This window comes from Neglectibacter timonensis (genome assembly GCF_900048895.1).
GTDB classification, from domain to species: domain Bacteria; phylum Bacillota; class Clostridia; order Oscillospirales; family Acutalibacteraceae; genus Acutalibacter; species Acutalibacter timonensis.
In genome coordinates, this window is sequence record NZ_LT160639.1 from 717,580 (window position 1) to 735,866 (window position 18,287).

The window sequence follows — 18,287 nt, forward strand, 5'->3', positions numbered from 1 at the left end:
TGTAAGTGTCGTTATCCAGTGGCTGCCTTAGGTCCCTCACAACGGTGATGCTTCACAAACTGCTTTAAATGTGCCAGAAAAGACGGCTTGGCTTCTTCCATGCTGCTGCAGGTATGCAGCAGCATGAAGACTCCTCCGTAAAACTCCAAAGCAGCAGCTTCTGGGTCTCCTTTCTGAAAAATCCCAGCTTCCATCAGCCAGGAAAAAACTTTTGCCTGTACTTCCAACGGGTATTCACAGTACACCTTTCGGTACAACTCCCGCGCACGCCTGTTCTCAAACTGGCTGAGGAGCAACAGCTTGCGGAACCGCACATTGACAGGATCGTCAAAAAAGTATCTGAAAAGGCTCAGCAGCGTCTCTGACAGCAGGGAAAAGTCCTCCTCACCGAATATATTGAGATCCTCTTCTCCGGTAAAAGGTAATCCCTGTTCTTTGAAATAGGTCTCTGCCTCCTGCCAGCAGAACTCTACCGTCTGGTCGAAAATTTCCTGCTTATTTGCAAAGTGGTTGTAAAGGGAACTTTCTTTGATTCCTATCGCTCCGGCAATTTCCCGTACAGACACCCCATTGTATCCCTTTTGGGAAAAGAGTGTCAGAGCCTCTTCCAAAATTTTTTCCCGGGTTCCCATGGGTTCCTCCCTAAACTAACAATTGATAGTTTATTAATAATACTATCAATTGTTAGTTTTGTCAAGGTGGATTTCTCTTCTCCTTCTTCTGTGATATACTGACCTTCAGGAGGGATATCTTGTGCTGACACTTTTACAGAGGAAAGAATTGTTGGAACTGCCTGAGCTGAATGGAATTCTGGCCGCCAGTGTCTACGATCCCACGCCGGAGCGGCTAGCGAAGCGCGTCCGCGCCTACCGGCAGAATGCTTCTATCGCCGTATTTGCCTGCCGTGAGGCAGATATCTGGAAAGGAGTTGCCGTTGTGCAGCGGACCGGCAGCCTGGGCACTTTGCTGGACATTGCTGTTTCAGAAAAAGATCGAAAGCAGGGAATCGGCCGGTTCTTAATTTCCGGGATCATCAAAAGCCTTGCTCTTACTGATTTCTATGCCGAGACCGACGAAGAGGCCGTGGGGTTCTACCGCAGCCTGGGATTTACAGTCACCTCTTTGGGAGACAAATACAATTCCGGCTCCCAGCGTTATCTCTGTCAAAAAGGGGAGGAGGGCTGATTTTAAGGTTTCCGAGAGACACGATTTTTCATAGAAGAAAGGGCAGGCGCCCCATGGATCCGTCAAGATACCGTGGGGCGCCTGCTTTCCTTTTTTCAGGATCTTGGGCCATGCTTTTTGCTCAGCCCATACCAAACCAGACTGAAAGCCGCGCCCAACGTTCCCGTACATAAAAACATCACTGCCATGCCTGATCCTTCTTTCGCTCCTACCAACTGCTGCAGAAATTGGGAAAGGGCGGTTCCGGAAACCAAATAGGGTTCAAAAACAAAATCCGCCAGCCAACCGCCCAATAAAATACCTGCTGGGATAGTGCTGTACTGAAGGGCATTACGCACGGCAAACACTCTTCCCTGCATTTCTTTTGGAATCGTACGGTAGAGAACGATATTCTGCCCTGCCGAGAGGAAAGGAATGGGAATGCTGGCGGCAGCCGCCGCTACACACCAAACCGCCTGCCCACGGCCAAAGCCCATCAAAAGGTCTCCAAACAGAAAGGAAAAGGCCGCAGGCAACCAAATCAACTTATGGGGATCACTTTCCGGCAATTTTCCTGCCGAAACAGCAAGACCGCCCAGAATGCCGCCAAGGCCCAACACGGCATTTACCGTCCCCAACGCCGTCTCGCTTCCCCCGCTGCGTGCCAGAACCATGGGTGAAAGGATATTTTCATAGGTGAGCCTGGAAAAAAAGTTCAGTACGGCCATCCCCGCTATGAGCAACAGCAAATCACGGCGTTCAGCAAGATACCGGAAGCCTTCCGCACATCCCGCAAAAATTTTCCTGCGTCCAGATCCCTTTACAGGGATATCTTCCGGTATCCTGATCCGGAGGAGCAAAAGCAGCTCCGCTGCCAGAAAGGTGCACAGATCAAACAGCACAACTCCGCTCAGCCCGCCAATTGAATAAAGAGCAGCCGCCAGCATAGGGGCCGCCACAGTGCATAGGTTTGAGGAAAAGGAGTTGAGGCCGCTCACCCGGCCATACTGCTGCCCCGGTGCAATCAGCCCCACAGCAACCGCATGGGCCGGGATCTGAAAGGCGTTCATCAAGCCCACGATACCGTTTACCACATAGATATGCCAGAGCTCCAGTCTCCCCAAAAGCAGCACCGCCAGCACCCTGCAGGAACACAACGCAGCAATCAGGTCGCACAGCAGCATAATGGTTTTCTTTTTATGCATATCCACAAACGGTCCTGCCGCCGTACTGGCCAGGATCATGGGCAGGTAGGAAAAGAACGTCAGCAGAGAGGTGGTCATTGCGCTGCCCGTTTGCCGATAGACCCAAAGAATCAGGGCAAAGCCGGACATGGCGCTGCCAAGCTGGGAAAGAGACTGACTTCCCCAGAAAAGCAAAAAATTCACTTGTTGTTTCATGGATTTTACCCCCTATAAAGTGTGATTCACCTCATAGTGCAAAACCCAAGCGGACACATTCATTCTAAAAAAGCATATCTTTCAAATATTTCCTTTTTCAGTAATACCCATCATGCTCCATGCAGCTGTGTCCGGTTAGATCCTGCACGGAGCAAAACCATTCATCCTGATAAATTTTTTATCATCCAAAGCGCTCTTCTCCTTCCCAGGAATAAGGCTTTCAGTCGTTATTCATCACCCAGTACATGGGCCGCTGCGCGATAGAAAATCCCATTTTCCGATGAAGTCCCAGGGATGCTTCATTTCCCGCAAATATCTGCGAAAAGGGCACACAGCCCCGCTCCAGACAGAAATTCACCATGGCTGCCATCAGTGCCGTAGCCGCGCCCTGGCGGCGGTACTCAGGCAGCACCTCCAGCATTCCCACGCTGCCCTCGGGATGCATTCCGGCAAACCCCAACAGCACACCGTTCCGAAAAGCCCCCTGCATGACACCTTCCCGGATGCGGTCCCGTATATATTCCTCGCCAGAAAAGGTGCTGTAGTTTGCATTGATGATTTCAAAATACTCTTCTCCCAGCCTCCGGATCTCCATATCCCTCGGGACGGGCAGGGCTACATTCCCCAAATAGGCTGCCGCCCAGCATTCCTGCGCGGTCTGGAAGCCATATTTTCCCCGGAAGTATTCTGCGTTCTCCCGGTCATGTGCTACAAACAGATAGGGCTGCTCCACCCGGCAGCACAATGCTTTTCCCGCTTCCAGGCTCTCCGCCGAAAGCATATGAGTCCGGCTTCTGGTCTCATAGATCAGGACGCCCCCGGGACCCGCCTTCAGAATCTCCGCCTGTCCCCGGCGGATGGGTTCCAGCATATCCATATGGAGAGGCCGATCACGTTCCAGATACTCCAGGGCAGCCTGCCTCAGAACAGCCTGTTCCTTCATGGAATCAGCCCTCAAAATCCAACAGCAAAGGCCGTGCCTGCGCCCCGTCGATTCCGCCGTATTTCACAGGCGCGGAAACCAGAAAATAAGAACCCTCCAGCACTTCGCCCATCAGGGTGGATTCCAGAATAACCACCTCATGTCCCAAAAGTTCCAGATGGACCGGCATGGGATTTTTCATGGGCCCTACGGTAAGCCCTTCCACCCCCAAAAACCAAAGCTCCATCTCCGTCATCTTTCTGGCCGCTTCCAGGGTGATTTCGATCTCTCCCTTGATGAGCAGCCTTTTGGTTCCATCCGCAAGGGCTTGCTCCACCGTCTCCGGCAGCAGCTTCCCGCTGTGGGCAATCACCTTGCAGGGACCCACACATTTTTGCAGGTCCAGCTGGTCAATGGTCCGTCCGTCTTTGTAAAAATGCCGCGGAGCGTCCATATGCGTGCTGTTGTGAGTGCCCATGGTCACTTCAGTCAAATTGCAGGCTTTTCCTTCTTCCATGCTGGAAACAGGCCTTCTGCGGGGAGAGGGATCTCCCGGAAAAACGCGGGAAGAAAATACTTCCTGGGACAGATCATAAATTTTCATCGTTTGCTCCTCTCTTTTCAACGGGCCGGAATAGATTTTCCCGGCACAATCTTCAGACAAACCGGCTGCTTTTTCCATTTGTCAGCTGTCCTGAGAAAACTGAAACAGGTTTAATCCCACCTCATCGTCCATTCGCCTGCCCACGGAACCGGGCAGCACTCTCACAAAGAGTTCCGCCGTGGCGCTGATGACAGCACGGTTCAGGTGCCCGGCCACACAGACATTCTGCCGGGGATTTCCGAATACCAGATGCAGGTGCAGGTAGGGCTTTCCTTCTTTTCTGGTAATGTTCCCCGTAAGGCTGCCAATTTCAAAATCACCCTGGTATTCCCTGCTGAAATACTCCTTTTTCTCCGTGTCAAACACGCCCACCGTGATCTGGCCGGCAGCGCCCAAGCCGCTGACCTGGCAGAGTTCCAGCTTTTCTTTTTCGCACAGGGCGGCAAGAGACTCCGCGATTTCCTCTCCAACCTCAAGCCGCAGCACGATGGTGTCGCCAAATTTCCGATACTCCATAACAAATCCTTCCCCTTCTAAATTTTACAGAAAAAGCCTGCCACGGCTTTGACCGGGGCAGGCGGATGAACCGGCGCGCCCCTTCAGGAAAGCGCCGGTATAGCTTTCTGCAGCAGAGCCGCACTTTTTTCGGACGCCATACGGGCAAACTCCAGGAAATTCACCTTGCCGCTGTCGTCGGCATTGTCTGAGATTGCCCGGAGAACCGCGCAGGGAACCCCGTTCCTGTAGCAGACCTGGGCGATGCTGCCCCCCTCCATCTCAGTCGCTTTGGCGGAGAAAAGCCTGCCAATTTCCCTGTTTTTCTCTGGATCCGCTACAAACAGGTCGCCTGTAGCAACGATGCCTCTGTGCACATGGCCGTAAAGCGCTTTTGCCGCTTCCGCCAACACGGAGGCTGCCTGCCGGTCACAGGGGAATTCAATCCGAACCCCTCCCGGAACGGAGATCTCTCCCCGCTTTTCTCCCAGGGCCGTGGTATCCATATCGTGCTGCACGCAGGCGCTAGCCACCACCAGATCCCCTATGCGGATTTCCGGGCCCACACCTCCGGCTGCGCCTGTGTTCACCACCAACGATGGGGCATATTTCAAGATCATTGTCTGGGCGCAAACAGCTGCGTTTACCTTGCCCACACCGCTTTGGGCCACCACGCAGGGGACGCCCCAGAGCTCCCCCTGATGGAAAGCGATACCGGAAATCTCCTCTGTCCTCCGGTGCTCCAATGCGGCCGCCAAGGTTTCTGTCTCCATCGCCATAGCGCCGATAATGCCGATTTTTTTCTTTTCCGCCATCCTTTGCAATCAGCTTCCTTTCAGCCGTGTACCAAGAGTTTCCGAAAAACGCGGCAGTTTTCTTTTAGAGCTTCTTTCCCGTCTTCTCAGAAATAAACTTCAGGAAGTCTTCATATTCGCCCAGTTTGAAGCCGAACTGATCTACCATATACGCATTGTCCGGACCGTAATAGAGATAGACATAATGGCCGTGCTTGCGCACATCCGTGATCTGGAAATAGGGGTAAACACTGGCAGACTGCACGCCGGACACCCGGAAGGCCTCGTCGTAAAACGCGTAGATGGCAGTGGAAGAAGTCCCCCTGTCATAGACCTTCCGCTGCACCTTTTCGATATTGGTAGGAGTGGAAAATATTTTGTAGCCGTAATAGACCACAATTCCCACTGCCAGCAGCTTCATCCACCATTCTGAATCCAGCGTAAAGGTGATAATCACCGTGACGAGGCTCAAAACAGCCCCGATAATCAGCGAACCGATATTCTTGATGTAGGCATGGAAAATGCTGAAGGATTTGATGGCTTCCCGGGTACAGTCGGTGGAATTGGCAAACCTCATATTTCCGGAAAGGGTATCGTCGTTGCCATGAGTTTTCCGGTATTCCTCCAGCTGCTGCGCCAGCTTTGCCTTTTTACGCTTATCCGCCTTGCTCTTAAGAGGGAAATAGATAAAAGGCGTGACAATGACCGCCAGCAGCAGCACAAGCAGCCCCACCGTCTTCACCAGGTCCTCCTGTGTCAGGGTATTGTCCGGTTTCGGCAGAACATTCGTGAAGTGCACCGTGTTCAGGATCTCTTCCAGTATGGCAATATGGTCCTGAGGGATATCTTCCTGGCCTCCGTAAATATCAAAGGTGTAGGCGGCCCCGTTGACCATCGTACCGTAAATCAGCTCATGATGGGTGGTGCCGTCGTCCACCTCCCCGTCAATCTTGATTCGGAAGAAGGGGAGCTCCCCACCCTCATAAATGCTGCGGTCTACCTGAAATTTGTCGGAATCTGTCGAGCTGAGTTTTTCCAGGACCTCCTGCTGTTCCTCCGCAGTAGCTTCCCCAAAATTATAGATCTGCTTGGAATAGTCCGACTCCTTTTTCATTGCCAGTATGCTGAGTTTGCCGTCCTTGCTGACAAAGTTCGCAATTGCGTTCATTTTAGTATATTCTTCCAGCTTCTGGGCAGGTTCGGCGATACCGGCCAAAGCCCATGCCGGATCGCCCACCGGCGTGTCAAGGGAAAATTGATACAGGTCGTCCGGCACCTCTGCGGTAAAGTCCTCGGTCTCCCAGGTTTTCGCCCCCGCGCTCAGCGGGAGTGCTGCAAATACCACCAATACAAGAAGTAATGCAGCAGCTTTTCTGAATTTCAATTTCATCCGTCCTCTTGATTCTTTTTTTCCGGTTTTTCCGAATTTCTCTGTTATTATAGCATAAGCGGACCCGGTACAAAAGGCATAACACAAAAAATTCATAAATGATTGCATTTTGAAGACGCCGGCTCTAAAACCGTTGTTTTCCTTCCATCATTTTTCATCTTTTCGACAGTCTGCGATTGACGGCGGAATGACAATGGCGTAAAATTGATTTAAAATCCTGAAGTGGAAAAGGGGAGAAGCATCCATGGTAACGGCTGTGATTACCGGAGCCTCCAGCGGGCTCGGCAAAGAATACATAAACGCCATCATCGCGCAGTATCCCAGTGTGGACGCATTCTGGCTGGTGGCGCGGCGCAAAGAAGTATTGAAAGAGATCGCAGAAGAGCATCCGGACAAGACCATCGCCGCCATCTCCCTGGATCTCTCCAAAGAAGAGAGCATCGGCATGTTCGAACAGCTGCTCAAGGAGAACAACCCGGAGATCAAGGTGCTGGTCAACAACGCAGGATTCGGCAAGTGCACCGATTTTTTCTCCTCCAACCGGGCCTTTCAAACCGGTATGGTGGATTTAAATTGCAGGGCCCTCACCGGTATCACGCGGCTTTGTCTGCCTTATATGCTGGACAACAGCCTAGTGCTGAATATTTCCTCCATCGCAGCCTTTGCCCCCACCCCCAGAATGTCGGTCTACTCTGCCACAAAGGCCTTTGTTCTGGCACTGTCCAAAGCGCTGCATGACGAGCTGCAGCCCCGCGGCATCAATGTGACCGCGGTATGTCCCGGCCCCATGGATACGGATTTCTGGAACGTGGCTAATGTTCCGGAGGGGAAATCCAGGCTGATCGACAAGCTGCCCCGGGTGGATCCCAAAGCGGTGGCAGCGGGTTCCCTTCGGGCGGCAAAGCGCGGCAAAGCCGTCTATACCAAGGGCTTTTTCTACAAATTTTACCACCTTTTGTCCAAGCTGCTGCCCCATGGCTTTATCATGCAGTTCACCGAGGTCTGACCTATGAAACACGGCATTTACCTGACCCGGGGGCCGGTGACGGTGCGGCCTTTGACGCCGGAGCACGCTCCCTTTCTGCTCAAATGGATGACCGAGCCACGGGTTTTGGAATTCTATGAGGGCCGGGACGCAGTCTTTACCCCGGAACGCATTCTGAAAGACTTTTATCAGGAGGAATGGAACGCCCGCCGGTGCATTGTGGAGTATGAGGAAAAACCGATCGGCTACCTTCAGATTTACCGGCTGGATGAAGAACTTTGCCGGGAGTACCATTACTCCCATTTGGGCGGATTCAGCTTTGGCATCGACCAGTTTATCGGCGAACCGGAATACTGGAACAGAAAAATTGGACGGACGTTTCTCACCTTGGTGCTGGAGTACCTGACCGGGACGGAAGGCGCCCGTTCTGTGATTCTGGACCCGCACGCCGACAACCCACGCGCTCTGCGGTGCTACGAGGCCTGCGGATTCCGGAAACTTAAATTACTGGAAAAGCATGAAATGCATGAAGGGGAAAGACGGGATTGCTGGCTAATGGAATACCTGCCTGAAAATTCCCCTTGACTTTTTGTTCCGTCCGTGCTAAAACTGAGAAAACAAAATAAGCAAAGGCAAGGAAGAGGAGGAGTATGCGTTCCCCCGAAGCGCAGAGAGGAGACGGACGGTGTAAGTCTCCGTGAAGGAAACGCAGAAGTAGCCCCGGAGCCGTGGCCCGAAAGCAGCAGCAAGTAGACGCCACCGGAATCCCACCGTTAGCGGGGAAACGTATCGGACAAGGCTCTCTCGCCCGTAGTCCCGTACGGAAAGAGTGCGTGAAGCTCCTAAAAAGGAGAGCTTCCGAATTTAGGTGGTACCGCGGAGATGAGATTCGCCCTAAGCAGCAATTGCTGTTTAGGGCGTTTTTTTATCCACTTTTCTGCCGCTTTCCGGAAGAAAGCTTGGCAAAGACTTTTCTTCCGCGGCGGTTACTGTCTGCCCGCTCCCCAACGCCTACACCTTTCTTCTGCGGGACCGTCCGGCATGTGCCAACTGCCCGGCGGTGTTCTGTTTTATCGTCCCCCTTTATTTTGCAAAGATTGAAAGGATGTACTGCAATGGAAAAGAGATATGACTTTCAAAAGCACGAAAAAGAGACCCAGGAATTTTGGGAGAGGGAAGGAATTTACCGCTTTTCTCCCGATGCGCCTGGGAGGGTGTACTCCATCGACACGCCGCCCCCCACTGTCAGCGGCAGCCTGCACATCGGCCATCTGTTTTCCTATGCCCAGGCGGAAATGATCGCCCGCTTCCACCGGATGCAGGGGGAAAACGTCTATTATCCCTTCGGTTTTGACGACAACGGCCTGCCCACTGAACGGCTGGTGGAACGGGAGAAAAAGCTGCGAGCCAGAGACCTGCCGCACGCTGACTTCACAGAGCTTTGCAGGGAAACTGCATCCCGCTATGAGGCGGATTTCCGCCAATTGTTTCAATCGCTGGGTTTTTCAGTGGACTGGGACCTGCAGTATGAAACTGCCTCTCCAGAGACGCAGCGGCTCTCTCAAAAGCTCTTTTTGGAGCTGGCCCGCCAAGGAAAGGCTTACTGCAGAGAAGCGCCCGTGCTCTGGTGCACCGAATGCCGTACCTCCATCGCCCAGGCAGAGCTGGATACCCGGGAAACCGACTCGGTCTTTTATACACTGCCCTTCTCCTGCGGGGAAACCGTGCTGCCTGTGGCTACCACACGGCCGGAGCTGCTTTTTGGCTGTGTCTGTCTGTTTATTCATCCGGAAAATCCCCAATACGGGGAATTTATTGGGCAGACAGCAGCCGTGCCCCTTTACGGCTTTGAGATTCCGATCCTGGCAGATGAGAAAGCCGACCCGGAAAAGGGCACGGGGATCGTGATGTGCGCCACCTTCGGCGACAGCACCGACGCCCAGTGGGTGCTGGAGCACGGCCTGCCCACCCGCGGGGTGCTCCAAAAGGACGGCAGAATGGGAGAAGACGTGCCCTATCTTTCAGGCCTGCGGGTGAAACAGGCACGAAAGGAAATCATCAGGCTGCTGGAGGAGGCAGGACTTCTTCTCTCCGCAGAACCCGTGATCCACACAGTGGCCGTCCATGAACGCTGCGGCACCGAGGTGGAGATTCTGCCCTCACGGCAGTGGTATATCGACGTGCTGTCTCAAAAGGAGCGGTACCGTCAGGCGGCTGACGAAATTGTGTGGCATCCCGCGCAGATGAAGGACAGGTATCTTTCCTGGGTGGAAAACCTGAAATGGGATTGGTGTATCTCCCGTCAGCGGTATTACGGCGTCCCCTTCCCGGTCTGGTACTGCAGGAACTGTGGCAGGCCCGTGTTCGCCTCGCAGGATTCCCTGCCCGTCAATCCTGTGGAACAGCCGTACGAGGGGACCTGCGCCTGCGGCTGCACAGAGTTTCTCCCGGAAAGCGCTGTTCTGGACACCTGGGCCACCTCCTCCGTCACTCCCCTGCTGCACAAGAGCCGTGGGCTGCCGGAATATCCTCTGTCCATGCGAACCCATGCCCACGAGATCATCCGCACCTGGACCTTCTATTCCATTGTCCGCAGCCTGTACCACACGGGAAAGCTTCCCTGGAAACATCTAATGATCAGCGGTTTCGTTTTGGCGAAACGGGGTGAAAAAATCAGCAAGTCCAAGGGAAATGGGTTGGAACCCACCTCCCTGATCCGGGAGCATTCGGCGGACGCCCTGCGGCTGTGGGCAGCCAATGCCCGTCTGGGTACGGACACCTTTTTTTCTCCCGCGGACCTTCAGCCCGAAAAGCGTTTTCTCACCAAGCTTTGGAACGCGGCCCGGTTTGCCCTTCCCTTACTGGAAGACTTTTCCCCTCTTCCGGCGAGCCCTCCTCTGCTTTCCGCTGACCGGTGGATTCTTGCCAGAGCCGACGAAGCTCTGCGCTCCGCTGCCTTCCAGCTGAGCAATTATGAGGCCGGCCAGGCACGGCACGAAATCGACCGCTTCTTCTGGAACGATTTTTGCGACACCTATATCGAGCTGGCAAAGGAACGGCTCTACTCGGCAGAACGGCAGGGAACAGACGCCCGGAGGGCGGCCCAGTACGCCTTGTACCACGCCTTTTTCACCGTCTTGAAGCTGTACGCTCCTTTTGCGCCTCACATCACGGAAACCATTTACCTGGAATTTTTCCGGAAGTTCGAACCGGAGCCTTCCCTCCACCTGACCCGCTGGCCCCAGACTGGGGAGCCGGAGGAACAACTGCTGCTGTTTGGGGAACGGCTGAAAGAAAACCTTTCCACCATGCGCAGGGAGAAGACGGAAAAAGGGGTTTCCCTCCGTGCGGAGATGGGCTGCTTCCCGATTCATGCGGAAGAAAAACTGCATCCGCTGTTCAAGGAAGCGGAGTCCGACCTGCTTTCCTGCTCCCACGCCGAGAGTCTCAAGCTGCTGCCGCTGTAGGCAGGAAGTCCTTCGGCAGAATATAGGCCTGAAGTCTGGAAGTACGGCGTCCGCCAAGAGAAATGCACGCAAAACTTTAAAGGAGGAATTCGGCTTTCGTTGCCGAATTCCTCCTTCTATGCCGGTAACGCAAGGTGCGCACTGAAAATCCGGAGCCCGATCCGCAGAATGGACGCCGGGCCATCCGGCGTGATTTTTTCAGCTAGTCCCTAGTGATAGAGCTTTACACCGCTTTTCTCCACCGCCTCATAAGCGTCATGAAATAAAAACCCCAGAGCGTTATGGGCGGGAAACAGGTCGGAGAGCGGCACCATGACAAAGGCCCGCTCTCGGATATGGGGATGGGGTACGGTCAGTTTTTCCGTACAGCTGGTATATCCCTCGCAAAGCAGCACGTCGATATCCATAGTCCTTGCACCGTGGTATTCCTTCCGCACTCTCCCCAGCTTCGCTTCAATGGCAAGACAGCGGTCCAAAAGCTCTTCCGGCGCCAGCTTCGTTTCCAGCAGCACGCAGCAATTCAGATACCTGTCCTGCCGAGAGATCACATCAAAGGGCTCGGTTTCATAGAGACTGGACAACTTCTGCACCGCCGTATCCGGCAAACGCTCCAGCAAGTCCAGCGCCAAAGCTATATTATTCTCACGATCGCCCAAATTCGAGCCAATTCCCAAAACTGCCTGCATTTCTGTCTCTCTCCCTCTCTCAGTACATGGTTTCAATGCTTACCGGCGGCATCTGCTCCCATTCCTCCCGCAGAAGTCCATATTCATAAGTATCCTGCCAGAGCGGTTCTCCCTGCTCATTCCGAAAGAAAAAAATATTCTTTCTCAAATTGCCTTCCCTGCGCATACCTAACCGTTCCAACAGCCTCCAGGACCGTTCGTTCTCAGGATTGCACATTGCCGTAACCCGGTGCATTCCCCATTCCGTGAAGCCCAGATCCAGCAGAGCCCGGGCCGCCTCGCCTGCATACCCTTTCCCCCAGTACTTGCGGTTGAACACATAGCCCAGCTCCCAGGTGTCAAATTCACCTTCCGCAAAATAGACATTGCCCAGCAGGGCGCCATCCAGTAGACAGACCGCCCAGAAGTTTTGATCCTCCGCCCGACGGGCCGCCTCCTGTTCGGCCATCTCCCGTGTATAGGGTTCATAGGGTTCATATTTTACCACTTCCGGGTCGGAGAGGTAATCATAAAGCCCTTCTCCATCACTTTTCAGAAACCTGCGCAGCACCAGCCGCCTGGTTGTCATCTCTCTCAATTTCCTGTTTTCTCCTTTTCCCCAGCCTTTCTGGAGGCAGTGACTTCTACTGCTACATACTCAAATATAGCGTTCATGGGGGCCTCCGGCTTTTTCAGCAGCAAGGTAATTTTCTCCACCTTCTCATGCTCTGCCAGGACCGCCTCGCACACGGCCTGAGCCGCCCGTTCAATCAAATTGTACTTTGTCTCCGTAAAGGCCTTCTGTACGGTCTTGCGCACTGCAGCGTAATTGACCGTGTCGTCCAGGCTGTCGCTCTCCCGGGCCTTTGTGAGGTCAGCCACCATGGCGATGTCCAGCAGAAATACCTGCCCATCCCGTTTTTCCTCCGGATTTACCCCATGATAGGCAAAAATCTCCAGCCCCTTGATATAGATTGTATCCATCGTTTTCTTTTCCTTTCTATCCTGTCTCCCTGCTAAATTCAGCGTGCAGCCTCCCGCTTGAAACAGCCTGCCCTCAAGCGCTCCGAAGCCCTGGGATACCGTATGGGCATCGTGGAGCGGGCCGAAAGGCCGGAGGAGCCGAAATCGGAAACAAAGGCTCAGGCGTCACCCTTCTGAAGAAAGGTGGCAAAGTGCGTCCGCCATGCGCGCCGCCTGCACCGCCTCCTTCACATCATGGACGCGCACCAAATCCGCACCGCCCAGAATAGCGGCGGTATGGGCCGCCAGTGTGGCGGGCAGACGCTCTTCAAAGGGGGGATTCCCGCAGGGCTGGCCTGTCACCCGCTTCCGGGAGGCCGCCATCAGAAAAGCCGTTTCCGGCAGTCTGGTTTTTTCCACATGGGCGATCAGCTTCAGATTGTCCTCATAGGTCTTGCCGAAGCCCACCCCAGGGTCAAAGCACAGCCTGCTTTTCCCCACGCCAAAGCATTCCGCCGCCCGAAGCCGTTCCTCAAAAAAGCTCTTCACTTCACGAAGGATATCCCCATGCTGCGCCCCCCGGGGATGCATCACAATGCAGCCGCAGCCCGAGACGGCCACGGCCTGCAGCATTTCATCCCCAAAGCCGGACACGTCGTTGATGATCTGGACGCCCGCCTCCAGGGCTTTTTCCGCCACCCAGGGATAAAAGGTGTCTACGGACACCGCCAGACCGGTTTCCCGCACCACCGCCGGCACTACCGCCTGAATCCGCGCCCACTCCTCCTCCGGAGAGACGGCAGTATAACCGGGACGGGTGGACTGTCCCCCGATGTCGATGATATCCGCTCCGTCCCGCTCCATCTCCAGCGCACGGTTTACCGCCCGCTCCGGATTCAGAAACTTCCCTCCGTCGGAAAACGAATCGGGCGTCACATTCAAAATACCCATCACGTAGGTGCGGGTGAGGGGAAAACGCTTTTCCCGCGCTTCAAAAGCAGCTGTCTCCATAAAAGCCCCTCCTTTCCCTACCTGCCCCCCAGAAGGGCCATCACCTCGGCTCTGGTCTTCGCATCAGACCTCATACAGCCTCGCAGGGCCGAGGTCTGCGTTTTCGCGCCGGCGGCTCTGGCCCCGCGCATGGTCATGCAGAGATGCTCCGCCTCGATAAACACCGCCACGCCCAGCGGCTCCATATTCTCATAGAGGAAATCGGCAATCTGTCCTGTCAAACGCTCCTGTACCTGGGGACGCCGGGCAAAACAGTCCACAATCCGGGCAAATTTGGAAAGCCCGATAATTCTCCCGTTTTTTGGGATATAGGCAATATGCGCCCTGCCGATAAAGGGCAGCAGATGGTGCTCACACACCGAATAGAGGGGGATATCCTTAACCAGCACCAGCTCGTCATGCTTCCCCCCCTCTGTGAAAATTTTTAAATGCTGTTTGGGATCAGCGCCCAGCCCGGAAAAAATTTCTCCGTACATTCTGGCAACCCGTGCCGGAGTCTCCTGCAGCCCTTCCCGGTCCGGGTCCTCGCCCACCGCCTCCAGGATGTCCCGCACGGCCCGTTCTATTTTCTCCATATCCATATCGCTCTCATCCTTTCTTCCGGCCCGGCCGCCTCAGGGCTTTCTGGCCAAATATAAATCCATGGTATCACGGAGCTCCAGCCTGCCGCCAAAGCGCATGATTGCCGAGGAAATCCCCTCCATCAAACCGGCTCTGGCGTTCTCCTCCATCGCCCGATGATCCGAATAGGTATTCAGCAGTCCGCAATATTCCTCCGGCCCCAAGGAACGGCTGCTGTGAAAAAGCCGGGATTCCACTCCCGAAAATCCCATTTCTTTCAGCTGCTGGGCGAGCGGCGCACAGTTTTCTTCCGTAAACTCCACTGGAGATTTCCTGACAGCGCGGCCGAACCTCCCATACACTTTCTGAATTTCCTGGAACAGCTCCGGCTGTTCCGGCGCCGGGCAGGGGTGATTCCACCAGACTGCCAGCGTTCCCCCGCTTTTCAGCAGACGCAGTGCCTTGGGATATCCCTGCTCTTCCGGTATCCAGTGAAAGGCCGTAGCCGAATAAAGGAGGTCAAAGGAATCGCCCTGCAGGGGACACTTCATAAAATCTCCCTGAAGGATCTCTAAATTGAAAAAATTTTGGAATTTCACCTGGGAATAGGCTGCCAGCTTTTCGCCCAGCTCCACGGCGGTCACCCGGCAGCCTGCCTCCAAAAAGGGTCGAGTGGCCTGCCCAGTGCCGATCCCCACCTCCAAAGCCCGCATTCCCCGTTCCAGGCCGGCATACTCCGCCACGGCCTGAAACAGCTCGTCCGGATATCCGGGACGCCAGCGGTCATAGTTTATTTCGTCCTCGTCAAACTTCATGCGCAGCCCGCGGTTTCCTTCTCGATATTCCATGCCGACGTCCTTTCCCCCGTTTTTTTATCTACTCCGGCCAGCCGCCCAGCAAATCCTTTACCACCTCGGCGGCCAGCGCCAAACCGGCCGCTCCGGGGACGAAGGCCATGCTGCCTGGGGTGGGACGGCCCGCCGTGCCCTTTTTATCTTCTTCCTCCGCAGGCAAGGGCGTTCTCGCCTCTTCTGCCGACCACACGGCCTTCACGCCCTCAATCCCCCGCTTTTTCAGCTCCCGGCGCATCACTCTGGCCAGAGGGCAGACGCTGGTTTCGGAAAGATCTGTCACCCGGAAAGCCGTGGGATCGAATTTATTTCCCGCTCCCATACAGGAAATCACCGGCACGCCGGCCTCCTTAGCCCTGCAGATCAGCTCCAGCTTGGAGGATACTGTATCGATGGCGTCCACTACATAGTCGTATTGGGTAAAATCCAAAGCTGTCTCTTTTGTAAAGAACAGCTGCAGCGCCTCAACCCGGCATTCAGGGTTGATCCCGGCGATTCTTTCCTTTTCCGCCTCCACCTTGGGCTTCCCCACGGTGTCCGTCAGCGCGATAATCTGCCGGTTGAGGTTGGTGAAGCTCACCACGTCTCCGTCAATCAGGTCCAAAGCGCCGATGCCACTGCGCGCCAGGGCTTCAATAGCATAACCGCCCACGCCGCCCGCGCCGAACACCGCTACCCGGGCCCTTCTCAGCTTTTCCACGCCCTCTTGCCCAATGAGGAGCGCCTCTCTGGCAAAACGGTCTGCCATTCTATTTTTCCTCCTGTCTCTCTTCCCGTCTGCCTGTGCCGCCTCCAAGCTCCGCATCGGCTGCGCACAGGGCAAATACCTTTTCCGCCCCCGCACGGTACAGCTGTCCGGCACATTCCCGAAGAGTTGCGCCTGTAGTCACAATATCGTCTACCAGCAGAACCTTTTTCCCGTGAACTTCGGAGGAAGCCCGGTAGGCATTCCTGACATTCTGCCTGCGCTCTTTTGCAGAGAGAAGATGCTGCGTTTTATTTTCTTTCACCTTTTCCAATACTGGTTTCACAGGGAGATTCAGCAGTCTCCCCAGTTCCTCCGCCAGGGCCTCGCTCTGATTATAGCCCCGCTCCCGCCTGTGATTTTTCGACAGAGGCACAAAGGTGACCAGTTCCGGCTGCTCCGGGAAATCCGCTGCCCGCGCCATCAGCCGGGCAAAGGGTTTTGCCAGGCCTTTCTTCCCTTGAAATTTGAATCGGCGCATCGCTTCCACCACTTCGCCACGGTAGGAGAGGGGAGACCGGCAGGAAAACCCCGCGCCTCCCGGGACCGCTGCTTCCAGCCTGCGCGCCAGAGGCGCTATGGGCACCTTTTTCTCACAGGCGCTGCAAAAGCATTGTCCAGCATCCACCGGCTTCCTGCAGAAGAGACATCTCTCCGGAAACAGCAGGGCAAGCAGCCTGTCACCCAGCGCAAATTTTCCCTCCCGGCTCATATGACTTTACAAAAGCGGAGGAAAGCCGCTTCTCCCGCTTCCGTATCCTTAAAAACGCCGGCGTTTCCCAAAATCTTCTCAAAAATTTTTCCGATACTCTCCCTCACAGCCCGGCCGGCATTCTCCGCCGTAACTCCCGCCGCTTTCAAATCGGCATACCAATCCAGATGCTTTTCCATCTCCGGTCTCTTGAAAATCTCCTCCGCGCCTTCCGGGCAGGAAAGAGCCTGCTCCATCAACTCCGCCTCCTGCAGCAGGCGGGGCGGCAGAATCGCCAGGCCCATCACCTCGATCAGACCGATGTTTTCCTTCTTAATGTGGTGATATTCCCCATGGGGATGGAACAATCCCAGAGGATGCTCCTCCGTGGTGCGGTTGTTGCGCAGCACCAGGTCCAGCTCGTACTCCTCCCCTCTGCGCCGGGCAATAGGGGTGATGGTGTTGTGGGGCGTCTCACCGGTAAAAGCCAGCACCTCTGCGCTCTCATCGGAATATCCGCGCCATTTCGCCAGAATCCTATCCGCCAGTTCAATCAAAGACTCCCGGTCTGCAGACCGCAGACGCAGCACCGACATGGGCCAGTCCACAATACCTGCGCTCACGGTTTCAAAGCCGGAGAAGCGAACCTGCTCCCGAAGGGGCGCTTTTGCCATGGGGAACTCATAATTGCCCCCCTGGAAATGGTCGTGGGAAAGGATGGACCCTCCCACAATGGGAAGATCGGCGTTGGAGCCCACAAAATAGTGAGACAGCACTGTGACAAAATCCAACAGGCGCTCAAAAGAAGCGCGGCTGACCTTCATGGGCCGGTGCTCTTCGCTCAACACAATGCAGTGCTCGTTATAGTAGACATAGGGGGAATACTGCAGAAACCAGCGTTCCCCGCAGAGAGACAGGGGAATCAGCCGGTGATTGCCCCGGGCAGCCTGATTGGCCGTGCCCCGGTACCCCTCGTTCTCCCTGCAGAGGGCGCATTTAGGATAACCCGACTGGGGCGCGTTCCGGGCGGCGGCAATGGCCTTAGGATCCTTCTCCGGCTTGGAGAGATTGATGGTAACAACCAGTTCGCCGTACTTCGTGGGCACGGTCCACATCCGGTCCTTCTCCACGCGGTCAACCCGGATGTAGTTGGAAGAACGGCTCAGCTCATAATAGTAATCGGTGGCAGCCTTTTTGTTCCCTTCATACAGTCCGTAAAACCTTGAAACCACCTCGGAAGGACGGGGCATCAGGCAGTTCATCACTTCCGTATCGAACAAGTCTCTCCCGTCCAAAGTGTCCGGATCGATAAGACTCTGTTCCGCGGCCCAATCGCAGATGCGTTCCAAAGGTTCCGCAGGGAAACGGAGCTTCTCCTCCACCGGCTTCCATTCAAATTCCGAAATGCCCAGCAGCGCAAGGATTCTGTTGGCGGAATAGGCCGCATCCTCCGGCGCAAGCAGGCCCTTCTGCAGACCGTAGCAAAGCAGCCTGCTGATTTCCAAACTGAGGTCGACTGTGCCCATGTTTCATCATCCTTTCTGTATCAAAGCTTAATTTTACACCAAATACGGCATAG

The 18,287-nt window shown here is 54.9% G+C and carries 20 protein-coding genes and 1 other annotated feature; of the genes, 4 read left to right on the top strand and 16 right to left on the bottom strand.

From position 1 onward, the window contains the following. Positions 1–11 precede the first annotated feature (11 nt). Positions 12–632: a TetR/AcrR family transcriptional regulator gene (locus BN3911_RS08210; protein WP_066863887.1), complete on the bottom strand. Its 621-nt coding sequence runs from the start codon at positions 630–632 to the stop codon at positions 12–14. 121 nt (positions 633–753) lie between these two features. Here BN3911_RS08210 and BN3911_RS08215 point away from each other — a divergent pair, with 121 nt between their 5' ends. Further along, entirely contained in the window at positions 754–1,185 is a 432-nt protein-coding gene (locus BN3911_RS08215; protein ID WP_066863890.1) for a GNAT family N-acetyltransferase, read from the top strand. 95 nt (positions 1,186–1,280) lie between these two features. On the opposite strand, the gene BN3911_RS08220 is transcribed toward BN3911_RS08215, so the two are convergent. The 6 genes from BN3911_RS08220 to BN3911_RS08245 all read right to left on the bottom strand — a co-directional run bounded on the left by BN3911_RS08220 (position 1,281) and on the right by BN3911_RS08245 (position 6,763). Beyond that, positions 1,281–2,564 carry an MFS transporter gene (locus BN3911_RS08220; RefSeq protein ID WP_066863893.1) on the bottom strand — a complete coding sequence of 428 codons (1,284 nt, stop codon included), beginning with the start codon at positions 2,562–2,564 and terminating at the stop codon, positions 1,281–1,283. 220 nt (positions 2,565–2,784) lie between these two features. Beyond that, positions 2,785–3,507: a GNAT family N-acetyltransferase gene (locus BN3911_RS08225; protein ID WP_082942177.1), complete on the bottom strand. Its 723-nt coding sequence runs from the start codon at positions 3,505–3,507 to the stop codon at positions 2,785–2,787. A 4-nt stretch (positions 3,508–3,511) separates the two neighbouring features. Continuing rightward, complete coding sequence (locus BN3911_RS08230; protein ID WP_066864354.1) at positions 3,512–4,090, bottom strand: cyclase family protein; 579 nt, start codon at positions 4,088–4,090, stop codon at positions 3,512–3,514. An 81-nt stretch (positions 4,091–4,171) separates the two neighbouring features. Continuing rightward, positions 4,172–4,606: a PPC domain-containing DNA-binding protein gene (locus tag BN3911_RS08235; RefSeq protein ID WP_066863896.1), complete on the bottom strand. Its 435-nt coding sequence runs from the start codon at positions 4,604–4,606 to the stop codon at positions 4,172–4,174. Positions 4,607–4,689: 83 nt separating this feature from the next. Next, positions 4,690–5,400, bottom strand: a complete 711-nt coding sequence (locus BN3911_RS08240) for a 5'-methylthioadenosine/adenosylhomocysteine nucleosidase (RefSeq protein WP_066863899.1) — start codon at positions 5,398–5,400, stop codon at positions 4,690–4,692. Positions 5,401–5,464: 64 nt separating this feature from the next. After that, complete coding sequence (locus BN3911_RS08245) at positions 5,465–6,763, bottom strand: YcxB family protein (protein WP_147578553.1); 1,299 nt, start codon at positions 6,761–6,763, stop codon at positions 5,465–5,467. A 250-nt stretch (positions 6,764–7,013) separates the two neighbouring features. Here BN3911_RS08245 and BN3911_RS08250 point away from each other — a divergent pair, with 250 nt between their 5' ends. The 3 genes from BN3911_RS08250 to BN3911_RS08260 all read left to right on the top strand — a co-directional run bounded on the left by BN3911_RS08250 (position 7,014) and on the right by BN3911_RS08260 (position 11,221). Continuing rightward, positions 7,014–7,775 carry an SDR family NAD(P)-dependent oxidoreductase gene (locus tag BN3911_RS08250; protein ID WP_066863906.1) on the top strand — a complete coding sequence of 254 codons (762 nt, stop codon included), beginning with the start codon at positions 7,014–7,016 and terminating at the stop codon, positions 7,773–7,775. Positions 7,776–7,778: 3 nt separating this feature from the next. After that, positions 7,779–8,339, top strand: coding sequence for a GNAT family N-acetyltransferase (locus BN3911_RS08255; RefSeq protein WP_066863909.1), 561 nt, complete (start codon positions 7,779–7,781; stop codon positions 8,337–8,339). A gap of 41 nt (positions 8,340–8,380) precedes the next feature. Beyond that, positions 8,381–8,654: a binding site (T-box leader), on the top strand. Between the two features lie 215 nt (positions 8,655–8,869). Continuing rightward, a complete protein-coding gene (locus BN3911_RS08260) occupies positions 8,870–11,221 on the top strand; it encodes a valine--tRNA ligase (RefSeq protein WP_066863912.1) in 2,352 nt (783 codons plus the stop codon). A 209-nt stretch (positions 11,222–11,430) separates the two neighbouring features. On the opposite strand, the gene folK is transcribed toward BN3911_RS08260, so the two are convergent. From folK to BN3911_RS08305, 9 genes are all read right to left on the bottom strand, one after another. Then, positions 11,431–11,907, bottom strand: a complete 477-nt coding sequence (gene folK, locus BN3911_RS08265; RefSeq protein WP_066863915.1) for a 2-amino-4-hydroxy-6-hydroxymethyldihydropteridine diphosphokinase — start codon at positions 11,905–11,907, stop codon at positions 11,431–11,433. Positions 11,908–11,926: 19 nt separating this feature from the next. Continuing rightward, complete coding sequence (locus BN3911_RS08270) at positions 11,927–12,475, bottom strand: GNAT family N-acetyltransferase (RefSeq protein WP_066864357.1); 549 nt, start codon at positions 12,473–12,475, stop codon at positions 11,927–11,929. 5 nt (positions 12,476–12,480) lie between these two features. Then, on the bottom strand, positions 12,481–12,870 hold the full coding sequence (folB, locus tag BN3911_RS08275) for a dihydroneopterin aldolase (protein WP_066863918.1): 390 nt from the start codon (positions 12,868–12,870) through the stop codon (positions 12,481–12,483). Positions 12,871–13,035: 165 nt separating this feature from the next. Beyond that, on the bottom strand, positions 13,036–13,860 hold the full coding sequence (folP, locus tag BN3911_RS08280; RefSeq protein ID WP_066863921.1) for a dihydropteroate synthase: 825 nt from the start codon (positions 13,858–13,860) through the stop codon (positions 13,036–13,038). A gap of 17 nt (positions 13,861–13,877) precedes the next feature. Further along, positions 13,878–14,441, bottom strand: coding sequence for a GTP cyclohydrolase I FolE (folE, locus tag BN3911_RS08285; protein WP_066863924.1), 564 nt, complete (start codon positions 14,439–14,441; stop codon positions 13,878–13,880). 33 nt (positions 14,442–14,474) lie between these two features. Beyond that, positions 14,475–15,269: a class I SAM-dependent methyltransferase gene (locus BN3911_RS08290; protein WP_066863927.1), complete on the bottom strand. Its 795-nt coding sequence runs from the start codon at positions 15,267–15,269 to the stop codon at positions 14,475–14,477. Positions 15,270–15,297: 28 nt separating this feature from the next. Beyond that, positions 15,298–16,020 carry a tRNA threonylcarbamoyladenosine dehydratase gene (locus BN3911_RS08295; protein WP_066863930.1) on the bottom strand — a complete coding sequence of 241 codons (723 nt, stop codon included), beginning with the start codon at positions 16,018–16,020 and terminating at the stop codon, positions 15,298–15,300. A 1-nt stretch (position 16,021) separates the two neighbouring features. Continuing rightward, a complete protein-coding gene (locus BN3911_RS08300; protein ID WP_066863934.1) occupies positions 16,022–16,729 on the bottom strand; it encodes a ComF family protein in 708 nt (235 codons plus the stop codon). Continuing rightward, positions 16,726–18,234, bottom strand: coding sequence for a UDP-glucose--hexose-1-phosphate uridylyltransferase (locus tag BN3911_RS08305; RefSeq protein WP_066863936.1), 1,509 nt, complete (start codon positions 18,232–18,234; stop codon positions 16,726–16,728). Before BN3911_RS08305 ends, BN3911_RS08300 begins: the two co-directional genes overlap by 4 nt. Between the last annotated feature and the right edge of the window lie 53 nt (positions 18,235–18,287).

What these genes read in the sequence shown, in the direction of transcription:
- folP (WP_066863921.1), bottom strand. Translation starts at nt 13,860, where the DNA reads ATGGAGACAGCTGCTTTTGAAGCGCGGGAAAAGCGTTTTCCCCTCACC.
- BN3911_RS08240 (WP_066863899.1), bottom strand. Translation starts at nt 5,400, where the DNA reads ATGGCGGAAAAGAAAAAAATCGGCATTATCGGCGCTATGGCGATGGAG.
- BN3911_RS08210 (WP_066863887.1), bottom strand. Translation starts at nt 632, where the DNA reads ATGGGAACCCGGGAAAAAATTTTGGAAGAGGCTCTGACACTCTTTTCC.
- folB (WP_066863918.1), bottom strand. Translation starts at nt 12,870, where the DNA reads ATGGATACAATCTATATCAAGGGGCTGGAGATTTTTGCCTATCATGGG.
- BN3911_RS08255 (WP_066863909.1), top strand. Translation starts at nt 7,779, where the DNA reads ATGAAACACGGCATTTACCTGACCCGGGGGCCGGTGACGGTGCGGCCT.
- BN3911_RS08230 (WP_066864354.1), bottom strand. Translation starts at nt 4,090, where the DNA reads ATGAAAATTTATGATCTGTCCCAGGAAGTATTTTCTTCCCGCGTTTTT.
- BN3911_RS08300 (WP_066863934.1), bottom strand. Translation starts at nt 16,729, where the DNA reads ATGAGCCGGGAGGGAAAATTTGCGCTGGGTGACAGGCTGCTTGCCCTG.
- BN3911_RS08270 (WP_066864357.1), bottom strand. Translation starts at nt 12,475, where the DNA reads ATGACAACCAGGCGGCTGGTGCTGCGCAGGTTTCTGAAAAGTGATGGA.
- BN3911_RS08225 (WP_082942177.1), bottom strand. Translation starts at nt 3,507, where the DNA reads ATGAAGGAACAGGCTGTTCTGAGGCAGGCTGCCCTGGAGTATCTGGAA.
- BN3911_RS08290 (WP_066863927.1), bottom strand. Translation starts at nt 15,269, where the DNA reads ATGGAATATCGAGAAGGAAACCGCGGGCTGCGCATGAAGTTTGACGAG.
- BN3911_RS08220 (WP_066863893.1), bottom strand. Translation starts at nt 2,564, where the DNA reads ATGAAACAACAAGTGAATTTTTTGCTTTTCTGGGGAAGTCAGTCTCTT.
- BN3911_RS08305 (WP_066863936.1), bottom strand. Translation starts at nt 18,234, where the DNA reads ATGGGCACAGTCGACCTCAGTTTGGAAATCAGCAGGCTGCTTTGCTAC.
- folE (WP_066863924.1), bottom strand. Translation starts at nt 14,441, where the DNA reads ATGGATATGGAGAAAATAGAACGGGCCGTGCGGGACATCCTGGAGGCG.
- BN3911_RS08250 (WP_066863906.1), top strand. Translation starts at nt 7,014, where the DNA reads ATGGTAACGGCTGTGATTACCGGAGCCTCCAGCGGGCTCGGCAAAGAA.
- BN3911_RS08295 (WP_066863930.1), bottom strand. Translation starts at nt 16,020, where the DNA reads ATGGCAGACCGTTTTGCCAGAGAGGCGCTCCTCATTGGGCAAGAGGGC.
- BN3911_RS08260 (WP_066863912.1), top strand. Translation starts at nt 8,870, where the DNA reads ATGGAAAAGAGATATGACTTTCAAAAGCACGAAAAAGAGACCCAGGAA.
- folK (WP_066863915.1), bottom strand. Translation starts at nt 11,907, where the DNA reads ATGCAGGCAGTTTTGGGAATTGGCTCGAATTTGGGCGATCGTGAGAAT.
- BN3911_RS08235 (WP_066863896.1), bottom strand. Translation starts at nt 4,606, where the DNA reads ATGGAGTATCGGAAATTTGGCGACACCATCGTGCTGCGGCTTGAGGTT.